The organism is Singulisphaera rosea, assembly GCF_054877945.1.
The window spans coordinates 43,895-56,583 of the sequence record NZ_JBTYIP020000015.1; the positions used below are offsets into that span (position 1 = coordinate 43,895).

Here is a 12,689-nt window from a genome sequence, read left to right on the forward strand (position 1 = left end):
GCTCGGTTTCGTCCCGAGGGGAGCTTGATTTCAGGCCGCGGTCGATCATCGGCTCGATGGGCCGCCGACGGACTTGATCGCTTCCGAGGCCAAATGGCGGGCCTCCGGATCTGGATCCTCGCGGGCGAGCTTGCTCAGCGGCTCACGCGCGTCCATGGCCTCAGGACCCAGGTTGCCGAGGGCCGACGCGGCGAAGCGACGGACCTGGAACTCGGGATCGCGCAGGGCAGTGATCAGTGTTGGGATGGCGGCATGCCAGGCATTTCGGAGCATGGCCGGATCGCGGTGTTCGCGGGACCTGGTGCAAAGCACCTGTGCGGCGTTCGTCCGCACCTCGGAGTCGATGCTGGCGAGGGCCTTGCAAACGGATCGGATGGCCTCCGAGGTGATCCTTTCGGTTGCGTTCCCCATCTGATAGAGGATCTCGACTCGGACTTGCCGATCTTCGTGCTCGTCCTCGATCATGGCCAGGACGGCCTGAGTCGCTCGGAGGGTCTCTTCACGCCAGGAATCGTCGCGAGTCCCATGGTCGACCCAGACGATTTTGAAGAGCGCGGACAACACGGGGCCGCGGACTTCCGGTGACTTCATGTCGAGGAGGTCCAGCAACGCCTGTAACGCGGAACGGACTGCCGCGGTCTCGAGGGAAGGCTCGTCGTCGGCGAAGTACATCCAGACTCCCCAGAGCTGACGGGCCGTGTCCGAGGGCTCTCGGCTCGTTCGGACGGCACGGCAAAGCGCCGGGACGACCCTCTCGTCTTCCAGCCCTATCCAGGCCAGCCCCGAGGCCGCCGCCTCTCGGACTTCCCGGCTCTGATCGTCGAGCGCCTCGATGAGTCGGGGGACCGTTTGATCGACGAGGCCCTTGGGTAATCGTCGCGGTTGAGTCGGCGGGAATGTCGTAGGGGCAGCGTCCCTGACGACCGTGGTGAGCGTATTCGCGGCCGCAAAACGGACCCCCGCATCGGGATCCTCCTGAAGGGCTCGCACCAGGGATGTCACGACTCGGTCCCGCTCCTTCGTTGGCTTACCCGCGCAAGGTATCAGGGCACCGAGGCAGATTCTTCGCATCGACGCCGACGAGTCCCGCTCGAGATGCGCGATCAGATTGGGGAGACTGCTTGAGGCTCCTGGTCCGATCCGGCTCAATGCCTTGGCTGCGGCGGCTCGGACGTCTTCGTCGGGATCCTCCAAGGCGTCGATCAACCCGAGCACGGCCGTCGGCATTGCGATCAATTCCAGGGCCTCGGCCGCGGCACGACGGAAGCGAGGATCCCGGTCCTCGCGGAGCATCCCACACAACTCCGGGACGGCGGCTGAGGCTCGCGTGCCGAAGAGTTTCAAGGAGACGATCACTTCCGTGCGAACCGCGTCCGCCGGATCATGCAACGCCGTCATCAAGGCGGGGATGGCCTTCTCGGATTGAGATATGCCAAGATCCCGCGCGGCGAGGAGGCGTTCGTTCTGGTTTCCCTCGGAAAGACTGCGGATCGTCTCCCGGAGTGGCGAAGTGTCATGATCGCGCTTCACGATGAGGAAGAACATGGCGGAGCAGGCGATGACGGCGACCAGCTTCGCGAGTCTGGCCAGTAACGATCGCCGGCTCAAATGCATGGCGGCTTTCCTCGTATCGGGATCAAAACTCCCTGCGTCCATCTCCGTCCCGAAACCTGTTGTTTTTCTTAAAAAACGAGTTTCTGTGCCAACTCACGACGGTTGCGGCAGAAACCCGTTTTTTAAGGAAAAACAGGTTTCGGGACAAGTCTTCAGCCCCGATGACAGCGGCCCGTTGTCCGAGATTCGGGGCTACGAGACGATTTCCCGGCTGCTTCGGGAATTGGTCTCCCGATGTGACATCATCATAGCGGTTCTTCAACGAGGACTCGCGAGAAACACGAATCCCAATCTCAAAGCATGTGATGTGCTTACGTAGTATCGCGGGTTGTCGTGCGGCTCGGGACGCGGTCGGAAAAAATCGAACGACCCCGCCTGTTCGTAACGAGGCGGGGTCGGGGTCGGGGTCGGGGTCGAAACACCGGTGAATCCCGTTGACCGGTCGGTCAACAGGAACGGCCGCGGGCCGAGGGGAGTGAGAGCGAAGGCCGGTGCGGGCCGGCGAAGGCGGAGACGACTTCGGGGAGGGCACCGAGGTGGAGGTGGATGAGGCTGCCGATGGCGTGGTGGTGATAGGCGATGTCGCCCTCGGCGGTCAGTCGGCCGAAGCAGGAGGGACAGTCGAACCGGTCGCCTCCTCCGGGGAGGAGTCGCCAGCGGCCCGGGTTGTAACCCCGGACGACCGTGCCACGTTCGCCGAGCCAGCCGTCGCTGGTCAACGTCCTCGAGACCGGGGTCGGGGGAGTCGGGACCGCGAGCCGCTCGGCGTCGAAGGGGAGGATGTTCGCGCCGGGGACCCGGCGGCCGTCGAGGATCATCGAGCGGCCGAGGTAGGCGGTGCCTCCCCCTTCGGAGTAGATCCGCTGGCCTCGGCAGACGTGCGAGCGGAGCGAGGCGATGAGGCTCAGGTTCTCGGCGAGCTCGTCGGCGTGCTTGTCGGGGAAGCCGCAGCCGATCATGACGAGGTCGACCGCCTCGGGGAGCGTCTCGTCCCGCAAGGGGGAGAACTCGATCAGCTCGGCGCCGAGGAGCTCGAGCGTCTCGAGCGTGTCGGGGAAGTACGAGCCGAAGGCTTCGTCTTGGGCGTACGCGACCCGGAAGCGATGGGCTTCGCGCGGCTCGTCGGTCTCGACCGGCGTCCAGGAGCAGGGGCGGCTCCGGGCCAGTGATTGAATCAAGGAGAGGTCGGCGAATCGGAGGAAGCTTGCCCCGAGTTGTCGGACCATCGGCTCGGGGAGCCTCTGGTCTTTCAGGGTATCACGCAAGGCCGAGCGGATCTCGGGGAAGGCCTCGACCGCGCCAATGACCGGCTTCTTGACCATCAGGCCGATCAGGCTGCGATAGGCCTCGTAATCGGAGGGGTTTTCCAGGCCGTCGAGCAGGACCGCATCAATCCCTTCGGGGAGCTTCGGGAGATGGAAGTCCTTCCAGGGCTGGCAGTGGATCACGGCCACGACCGGGAGGTCGAGTGCCTCGGCGATGGGGCGGAGCTCGCCGGGGCGGTCGAAGGGAGCTTCTTCCGGCAGCGGGCTCAGACCTTCCAACGTCCCTTCCACCAACGCGAGGTCGGCGTTGCGGACACCCCGCGCGAACAACTTTCGGCAGATGTCATCCGGCATCAGCCAGGCGTCGAGGTGCCGTCCCGGCAACCCCGTCACCTGACCCACGGCTTCCATCCCGAGCGGGCAGGCCCGCGACCGGAAGTGCTGAACGCGACAACGCCGCTCGGTAAGGCCCGCGAGCCAAGCCAGGCTCGCCAGCGAGGGCTCCGGCCCCGATGCGGGGGTTGCCAAGGCCAGACGAGGAAGGTAGATCATACGCGTACCGATATTTCGGATTCTTGAGGGCGCGATGACGACGGAGGTTGGGTCTCCCGGAGAGGGGAGTCGCCGACCGTTCCTCATCTTCTGCTTAATGAACACACGGGCATGAGTGCTTGACGGGCTTTCTTCCCCGGAGACGGGGCTCTCCAGCCAATCGTGAGTGTTAGGAATGATAGAGCGAACCGCGGCCCGGTCAAGACCGGAGTTCCCTCTCCGGGATTTCGGCTTGCCCCCCAGGAGGCCTTGGGCTACCCTCACCGCCCCGGGCCTTGGGACGGGGAAATCGACCCGGAAGCGTGTCTAAGTCGGCCGATTCGGCGCCTTGGGACGATTCTCCTGAGACGTCTAACAAGACAGCCGGATTCTGCGTAATGATTGGAGGTGGCGAGGGAGGACCATGCTCGGTCTTTCCTCGCTCGAGAAGGCCCCTCGGCACGGCGTCGGGTGCTTCGGGATGTTCGGCCCTCGGGCCGCCCCGGCATGATCGACCCTGCACGCGGCCCTGCGTTGTCCAGACATCCGAGTCGGCCAAAGATGGCCGCAATGACTCTACAACTCTCGGGGAGCGAGCCAAGGATGGGAGCGACCTGGGCAAGACGCCTTGCGCCGGCTTTGGTGGTGTTGTCGGGCGCGATCGCAGTCCGAGGAGACGAGCCGACCGATCCGGCCGCCGTCCCGGAACCGGTGGTATCGACACCTGTCACGGAAAAAACGGTGTCACCGACGATCGGGGCCGAGTCCCCCGCGCCGGCGACCCCGGCACCTTCGGACGCGCCGAAGCCTCAACCCACCGGGACCCCGACCTCCCCGGCGGACGTTCCTCAAGATAAGGCTGCGCCGAAGCCTCAAAAGGCGGGGAGCCTGCCACCCACGCCGTCGACACCGGCTCCTCCTCCGAAAGCCGCGGCTCCGGCCACTCCCGACGCGTCTCGGACCGAAGAGGAGCCGATCGTCGACCCCGAGACCACCCCGGTCGACGTCAAAGCCCTACGGGTCGAACTCCAAGGGCGTCTCAAGTCCCTGACCGAGACTCCCGACAAGACCCTCGCGGCCGGCGACAAGGCCCTTCGCGAGATCCTCGAGGAGCGGATCCACTGGCTCGACAAGTGGGACGCCGCCTACAAGGAACGCCAGGACGCCGAGCATCCCAAGGTCGACCCGGTCGTCAAGGCGGGCGAGCTGAAGGTCGAGCTCGCCAAGTACAAGTCGATGCTCGAGCAGGCTGCCAAAAATCCCACCGGCCTCCTGCCGAACGCATTCAAGAAGCCGGCGGCCCAGGTCGACGAAGCCCTCTGCGCCGAGATGCGGGACGCGATCGACGGCGCCAAGGCCGACATGCGGGAAGCACGGACGAAGCTCAACCAACTGCGGGCCGAGAAAGCGACCAAGGGCACGGCGATCCTCACCGAGCTCCGGACCAAGCGCGACAAGCAACACCAACAGGTCGCCTCGATCAAGCCGCGCCGGGCCGAGCGCGTGGCCGCTTGCGCGTCGGCCAAGACCCCCGACGAGAAATCCCTCGCCGATGAACGGCTGGCGAACTTCGACTGGGAGGCGAAAGTCCACACCGAGACGTTCCTGGCGCTCCGGGCCCGGGTCAGCCTCGAGAACAAACGGGACAAGCTCGGCGAGCAGGGCCAGCAGGTCGAGGAGGCCCACGCCACGCTCGCCGCCAAGACGCTCGAGGTGATGCAGTCGACCTACCAGACGCTTTCCAACAGTCAGCAGAGCACCCTCAAGAAAGCGGCGGCCAATGCTCAGAAGCGTGCCGACCTCTCGAACGACCCGCTCGACCGCTACCGTGCCCGTTGGTCGGCGCAACTGCTCGAGCTCCAGGCCCAGGTGCTCAAGAACGAGAACGCCCTGGCCTCGAGCATCCCACCTACCTTCGAAGAGCAGTTGAGCCTGGCCAACACCGCCGACACGGACCTCGAGAACCTCAAGAACCTACTCGCCGACCATCGGGTGAGTCATCTCGACGCCGTCCGGTTCAACAACGAGTTCCGGCGGATCGGCCCGCTCCGCGCGAGGATCGTCGCCAACGAGCTCGCGGCGGCCACGCGACAACTGACTTATTATGAAAATGCGTTGAGTAGTGCCGAATACGACATCTCTTCGGATGTTCGCGCCGACCAGTACGAACACGAGACCTTGCTCGAGCAGATCCCCGCGAAGCGGCACGCGGAGGCGAGGGCCGCTTTCGTCGACCTGGATCGCCAGCACCTCGAGCTGCTGAACAAGAACCGGGCCGCCCTCGAGAACATGGCCAAGCGCTGCGAATTGACGCTCGACCAGATCACCCGGCGGCTCCAGGTCCTCGACGACCAGTATGGCTTCATCCTCACCCACATCTTCTGGGTGCGCGACCAGGAGCCGCTCGGGCCGACGACCTTGGCGCAATCCCAGCGCGAGATCTTCCTCGTGGGCAAGTCGATCGTCCGGCTGTCGGTCGAGGCCGCGAACCCGACGCTCTGGGGACGGGTCTCGCTCGAATTCCTCGTGGCGGTGGCCTTCCTCTTCCTGCTGCCCTGGCCGATGTATCGCCTCAGGGCCCTGCTCGAGCGTCGGCTCGAGGAGTCGAGACGGACGAGTTCGTGGCTCTCGTCGGCCCGGGTCCTGCTCGTGGGGGCGAGCTTTTCGGCGGTCTGGCCGTCGTACGTCGGGCTCCTGGCGTATGCCGTCCGCCAGGGACCTTGGCCGAAGAGCGTGGGCCTGCCCATCGCGGCGGGATTCGCCATCGTCGTGCCGCTGCTATTCCTCGCGGGGCTCCTGCGCTGGATGTTGAGGCCGGGCGGTTGGGCCGAGGTCGCGTTGTCGGCCCCGCAAGACGTGCCCGCGCAGTTGCGCAAGTCGGTGCCGATCGTCGCGGCCATCGTCTTGCCCTTGTTCGTGCCCCGTTGGCTGCTCGACCAGGGGCTGATCGCCCCGTCGGGCCGCCCGATCACGGCGTCGTCACTGAGCCGGCTCCTCGGCCTGGGGATCGAGGTCGTGCTCTTCGGCGTCGTCATCCGACTGATCTCGGGCCAGTCGCCGTTGTCCAAGTGGCTCATCCAGTGCTCCGAGCGGTTCGGCTGGTTGAACCGGAGGCGCCGGATCGTCTTCGGGACGGCCCTCTTCGGGCTCGGCGGTGTGATCGCGCTCGACGCGCTCGGCTATAGCTTCACGGCGATTCGGCTTTCGATCGCCATCGGGCAGGGGCTCGTCGTCTTCGCCAGCTGCTGGGTGTTCTATGCCGTGCTCCTCCGCGCGATCGACCACCACGCGTGGCGCTGGATTCGCACGGGACATGCCACCCCGTCCGCGGAGCCCCCCCCGGCCGGAGCGAACTCCCCCGACGACCTGGCCAACCGTCTTCGACGTCTTGTTGGCTACCTCGTCCCGGTCCTCGGCGTATTCATCACCGCCTGGGTGTGGAACGTCGACTGGACGTTCTTCGAAGTCGTCGGCAAACAGCAGCTCTGGATCGTCGACCAGATGAACAAGACGCCGGTGACGGTCGGGGATGTCTTCGAGTGCGTGGTCGTGCTGGGCCTGACGGCCTCGATTTGGATCCACATGAACACGTTTTTTGCTGTCGCCGTCTTCCCGAAGATGCGAGACGACCCCGGCGTCCGCTTCGCCGTGGTCACGCTCTGCCGCTACGCGGTTCTCGGAGTCGGCCTCCTGGCGGGCTTGTCCTCGATCCACCTCGGCCTGGAGAAGATCGGAGTGGTCCTTGCGGCCCTCGGCGTCGGGTTGGGCTTCGGCCTCCAGGAGATCGTCTCGAACTTCGTCTGCGGGATCATCCTCCTCCTCGAGCGGCCGATCCGGGTCGACGACGTCGTCACGGTCTCGGGCATGACGGGCAAGGTCGATCGAATCAACATCCGCGCGACGACGATCATCAACGGCGACAACCAGAGCATCATCGTCCCCAACCGCGCCTTCATCACGACCGACCTGATCAACTGGACGCTCAAGGATAAGGTGATCCGCGTCTCGATCCGCATGAAGGTCGCGCACGGCACCGACCCGGACGTCGTGACCGACCTCCTCTTGAAGATCGCCAGAGAAGACGTCGACGTGCTCCGGAACCCGCTCCCCGTCGCGTTCATGGAAGACTTCAGCGACTCCGCGCTGATCTTCGTGCTCCACGTCCACGTCCCCGACCCGAGCCTGGGGAGTCGCGTCCGGCACCGCCTCCTCTCGCAGATCCAGAAGCGGTTCGTGGAGTCCGACATCGTCATCCCGTTGCCGACCCACGAGCTCCGGCTCCAGAACATGGGCGACCCTGCGATCAAGGCCTCCGAGATGGTCATCGACTTCCACCGCCTCGACCGCGCCAACGTCGTCCCGCCCCCCCCGCGCTACGCCACCACCCAGCCCATCCCGGCCGCCGTCGAGGACTGCCACCGCGGCGTGGACGAGTAGTCTCCCGATCACCTCGCGTACGGACGGCTCACTGCAGAGTCTCCTCATGACTTCGGAGCGGAGCCAGGATCCGCGACTGCCTCCGCTGCGGAGCGCTGGTGCCAGTCCCCAAATCCTCTCGCATGCTTCGGCTCCCTTAGCCACTGGGGTCGTCGTAGCCTAGACCTATCGCCTTGCACGGCCTTATCATTCCCCCCCCCCGCCTGATTCCGTCGGGGTTTGGGTGATGCGTATCCAGATCGCGGCAGCGTCCAAGGTCATAATGATCTTGTGGACGAAGCCCTTTCGCGAGGTCACCCAAGTCAGATCCGGGACCTTCTGGATTTCTGGATTTATCGAATTTTGATGTTGTTTACATAATTGATGTTTTAATGTTGTGTGCATTGGTATTTCATCGCGCGGGGCGTGCAGCCAACAGCTTCCATCGAAGCGTAATCATGCAAACCGGAGGATGGCCGGTTATGGTCTGGATAAGGCGGTTCGCCCTGTTATTCGTTGTTTGTTGTACGGTTTTGTTGGTTTCGATCTTGACGTTGTTGGTTTGGGGATCTTACAGGATGCGTGCCCTGGACGTGGAAGGCTGGACTCCGAGGAAACTTGAGCGAGGAATCGCCGCATCGCCCGGATTGGGAGCGACTCGAGAAGAGGTCGAGGAGTGGCTCGTGAAGTTTCCGTTTCGACGGGTTTGGGTCAACCATTTCGAAGACGTAGGCATTGCGAAGGAAGTTGGCTTGGGGCTCAAGGACATCGGAGAGGTCCTGATTTCGGAAGTTCCGAATGTGCATGTAGATTTATGGAAATCCAATGGGACCATGGATGTTTACTGGCTTTTCGATAAGCAGGACCGATTGCTGGGCAGGCACGTGAGGGTTTGGGTCGAGTCGCTTTAGCTGGTGCATTTGACGATCCCCGGTAACGTTACCGTAGACATGGTCTGGGTCGCCTCCGCTCGCGAGTGGGCAAGCATCTTAGGTAAGCAATATCCAAAGGTTTGATCATATGGTCCATTTCGCTATTTTTGTTGCACTGCTCGGTTGTGCTTGGGATGTCACCGCTCAGGATCATCTCGGGCCCGAACGAGGGGCCCTGAACGAACCTGAGGGGGCCTTGGCTTACGCGGCCAGACTTCGCGAGGTCCTGTTGAATGGGGCTGCCCACTATTATGGGGCAAGGATTATCTGTTCGCCGTCTTTCAAGCCAGCCTGGACACTGACACTCGTATCCGATGGGGACGATGCCGTTTTTATTGGCGAGGATCCACCTCGGTTTTCCCTCCATTATACTGTTGCCGAAGCGCCAACGAGTGAGAACAAGAAATCGAAGGTCAAGGCGGCAAGTGCTCCTCCGAGCCGCCCCAGGGCGGCGGCTTTCCACTCGTAAATCAGGTCCGGAGCCACGGCACATCACACGCCTGTTTTGGGCGATTTTCCAAAAAATAAGACAACGACCCGACATCGGTCTACGAAAAGAGGCACAGGACGGTCCGCAGATGACGCAGACTGACACAGAGGAAATTGGAAATCTTCGAGGATCTATTGAGACTCCTCGCTTATCCCCATCGAGCCCGATTCAGAAGAAGGCTTCACCACAAAGGCACAAAGAACCATCGAAGGGGAGATCTGCGTGGAGAGTCAGATTCTCCCCGAGCTCTCGGATTCCGGCGCGACCTCCGAGAGGAAGCCGAGGACTCTCTCCGGAAAACTTCCGTTTTTCGTGACAGGTCCGTTGTCGATCCCGCCTTTCCTTTCGGTAGGGAACTGTTCGTCTTGCCAAAGTCCCCGCCCAGGAGACCGACCTTTGGACTCGTTGACGTCGAAGCACCCTGAGAATCGGATTTTGGTCGCATACGGGCTGGGGAAGCTCGACGATGACTTGAGCCTTCATGTTGATGAGCACCTCGAGCAGTGCGCCAATTGCCGACGACGGGTGGCCGAGTTGTCGCCCGACTCGTTCCTGGGGAGGCTTCGGGACATTGGGAACTCGGCCTTGAATTTGCCCGGGCCGGGCGCGTCGGTCGTGGGGACGATCGGTAGAGACTCCGCGATCGGCGAGCAGGTGACGCCCACGGTCGATTCTCTGCCGCCGGGACTCGCCAATCACCTCGATTACGAAATCAAGCAAGAGCTTGGGCGGGGCGGGATGGGGGTCGTTTACCTTGCGCATAACTCCCTGATGGGACGGGACGAGGTCCTCAAGGTCATCAGCGGAAAGGTCATGGAACGGCCCGGGGTCCTCGATCGCTTCCAGCGCGAGATTCGTGCGGTCGCCAATTTGCAGCACCCCAACATCGTCACGGCTTATACCGCCTTTCGCATCGAAGGGGGGCTCGTCTTCGCGATGGAGTACGTCGAAGGCCTCGACCTCTCCCGATTGGTCAAGGCCAAGGGGCCGTTGGCCGTCGGGCATGTCGCCTACTTCGGGTACCAGGTGGCCTTGGGACTCCAGCACGCCCACGAACGTGGGACCGTCCACCGTGATATCAAGCCGCAGAACCTCATGCTGACCCATGACGGTTCGCGAAGGCTGCTCAAGGTCCTCGATTTCGGGCTGGCCAAGGCGAATCGCGAGGAGTCGCACGACTTGCGCCTGACTCACGAAGGCCAGGCCCTCGGTACTCCGGACTACATCGCCCCGGAGCAGATCCTCAATTCAAACAGAGTCGACATCCGCGCGGATCTCTACAGCCTGGGCGGGACACTCTATTACCTGCTGACCGGTCGTCCGCCGTTCCTGGCGAAGTCGCTTTATGATGTCTACCAATCCCATATTTCCCGGGAAGCCGACCCGCTGAACCTCATCCGGCCGGAAGTTCCATCCGAGTTGGCGGCCCTGGTCGCAAAGCTGATGGCCAAGGAACCGGCAAGACGGTTCCAAACGCCGGGCGCGGCGGCCGAGGCGTTGCTGCCTTTCTTCAAAAACAGGACCACCGTGAAGACGAATTCGCGGGTAGACACGAACCGGCCACAGATCGCCATTCCGATCGACACCCGAACCCTGGAAACGCCCTCGGCAAGTCACCGGCCCAAGCACGCCCCCGCGCCGAAGGTCATCGAGGGGCGTGGGGAGGATTTGGACGTCTTCCGCGAAATCGTACTGTCGACGAACGAGTCCTCGAGTTCCGAGCTCCGGAGTGTGCCGGCAGATGATCGTGCGCGTCACCGGACGCGGTGGCCTCTGTGGGCGGCTGCCGCCGGTTTCAACGTGTTGATGCTGGGTGTTGTTGTTTATTTGAAAACCAAAGATACGGAGATCAAGGTCGACCTGGGCGAGCCGAAATCGGCGACCCGGATCACCTTGGCGGAAGACGGGAAGCCGCTCGTCGATCTCACGGTGGATCCGAGGCCGGGCGTGCAGAAACCGGCGACCACGCCGGGCACGCCGCCTGATTCGGTGAAGCAGGATTCGTCCGTCAAGGACGCTGAGTCCAAGCTCGACGTGGATGAGCGGAAATCGGCGACCTCGATCACCCGGGTTGAACACCGTCAAGGAGCCCCGGCGGCACGGACCGTCCCTTTGAAACCGACCCCTCGATATCCCGTTAAGATGGTGTGGAACAGCCCTTGGAGAATGAGCCAGGATGAGCTCGTCATTCGAAGAGCCGGGTCGCATTCCATGTTGGAGCTCACCCGTCGCGTCAACTTGGCCGACTTTACCGTCGAAGCCGAAGCCAAGCGTGAGCAAGGGAATGGCTTCATCGAATTTCATTTTGGCGCCGCCAAGTACGTAACTTTTGGACTGCAGGTCGTGAACGATCGCTCGGTCGCGTTCCTACGGCATTTCGACAATGGACAGTTCGAGTCCGGTCCGGCCCCTGTACCCCTCGACGTTGCCCACGACGACGAGACGTGGGCTCATTTGCGAGTCGAGAAGAAAGGGGATCTGATCGTCTACTTCGTGAATCATCGGGAAATATTTCAAGAAGCTGATGATGTGATCACATATGGAACGATTAACGTGGCCACCGTGAACGCGAATGCGAGATTCAGGAATATCAAGGCCACCGGAGAGGACGGTAAGCTCTTGCTGGAAGGCCTGCCGGACCTGCCGGAACTGGAAGAGTCTCGGTAGAGTCAACCCGGTGAGAAGTGCGCGCCGGAGCAAGAGGGTTTTACGTGGCGGCTATCCTTTGCCCACAAGCCGTGTAGAGCCGATTCTCACTTCTCATAGGTCTCTACTTTTTGCGAAAAACATCGTTAACTCTTGAGCTGCAAGGTCATCGAAGAAGGCCTGCCCAAGAAACTCCCGGAACGACATGGCTTGTCCTTCGCCAGGTTCGCAGGTGCAGCCACCATATCCATCCCGCATGATCCGCCGATCTTCCATCGGAGCATCGTAGTCGGATTCGAGGAGCTCGCTCACAGACAACCAAGAGGCAGGATGGTATCCCAATCCCTCATCGTATTCGACTCTGACCAGAATATTCGCATCCTCGGGGAATCCACGAGGCTTCGAGATCGGCGGTACTGCTGAATAATTACGAACCTCGGCCAAGAATCCGAACATTCCATACGAACGTCAATCGAACGGCTTTGCATCACAAGGTTGCCAGACGCCGATGACACGTCTTTCCGAATCACTGTGTCTATCGCATCCCATATTCTCTCCATCCTATCGCCGTGTTTCATTGCCCGTGCGTTAGCGGATGCTATGTCCTTATTATTATCTTCGATCAAGCGATATTTTATGCGATAAGATGACCAAGGACTGCGTAACCTCGGAACACGGAGGAGAACCGACACCTAACGGCCGGATCGGCCCATCCACCGCCCGGTAATAACGGGCCATCGAAAAGTCCAGGCCTACCCAGAATGGGAGCGGCTTGCTCTACACGTGACCGCGGCC

Annotated in this window: 6 protein-coding genes; 3 read left to right on the forward strand and 3 right to left on the reverse strand. The window is 62.4% G+C overall.

Annotation, left to right across the window (positions count from 1 at the left end; all coding sequences use genetic code 11):
* Positions 1–45: 45 nt before the first annotated feature.
* Entirely contained in the window at positions 46–1,614 is a 1,569-nt protein-coding gene (locus ACYOEI_RS23205) for a HEAT repeat domain-containing protein (protein ID WP_462851986.1), read from the reverse strand.
* Between the two features lie 446 nt (positions 1,615–2,060).
* Complete coding sequence (locus ACYOEI_RS23210; protein WP_462851988.1) at positions 2,061–3,431, reverse strand: cobyrinic acid a,c-diamide synthase; 1,371 nt, start codon at positions 3,429–3,431, stop codon at positions 2,061–2,063.
* A 720-nt stretch (positions 3,432–4,151) separates the two neighbouring features.
* On the opposite strand from ACYOEI_RS23210, the gene ACYOEI_RS23215 reads away from it, so the two are divergent.
* From ACYOEI_RS23215 to ACYOEI_RS23225, 3 genes are all read left to right on the forward strand, one after another.
* Positions 4,152–7,847, forward strand: a complete 3,696-nt coding sequence (locus tag ACYOEI_RS23215; RefSeq protein WP_462851990.1) for a mechanosensitive ion channel domain-containing protein — start codon at positions 4,152–4,154, stop codon at positions 7,845–7,847.
* A gap of 557 nt (positions 7,848–8,404) precedes the next feature.
* Complete coding sequence (locus ACYOEI_RS23220; RefSeq protein WP_462851992.1) at positions 8,405–8,737, forward strand: hypothetical protein; 333 nt, start codon at positions 8,405–8,407, stop codon at positions 8,735–8,737.
* 907 nt (positions 8,738–9,644) lie between these two features.
* A complete protein-coding gene (locus ACYOEI_RS23225) occupies positions 9,645–11,915 on the forward strand; it encodes a serine/threonine protein kinase (protein ID WP_462851993.1) in 2,271 nt (756 codons plus the stop codon).
* 93 nt (positions 11,916–12,008) lie between these two features.
* On the opposite strand, the gene ACYOEI_RS23230 is transcribed toward ACYOEI_RS23225, so the two are convergent.
* Complete coding sequence (locus ACYOEI_RS23230) at positions 12,009–12,350, reverse strand: hypothetical protein (protein ID WP_462851994.1); 342 nt, start codon at positions 12,348–12,350, stop codon at positions 12,009–12,011.
* Between the last annotated feature and the right edge of the window lie 339 nt (positions 12,351–12,689).

Excerpts from the sequence above, each read along its gene's own strand:
- ACYOEI_RS23220 (WP_462851992.1), top strand. The coding sequence starts at position 8,405 with ATGCGTGCCCTGGACGTGGAAGGCTGGACTCCGAGGAAACTTGAGCGA.
- ACYOEI_RS23210 (WP_462851988.1), bottom strand. The coding sequence starts at position 3,431 with ATGATCTACCTTCCTCGTCTGGCCTTGGCAACCCCCGCATCGGGGCCG.
- ACYOEI_RS23205 (WP_462851986.1), bottom strand. The coding sequence starts at position 1,614 with ATGCATTTGAGCCGGCGATCGTTACTGGCCAGACTCGCGAAGCTGGTC.
- ACYOEI_RS23230 (WP_462851994.1), bottom strand. The coding sequence starts at position 12,350 with ATGTTCGGATTCTTGGCCGAGGTTCGTAATTATTCAGCAGTACCGCCG.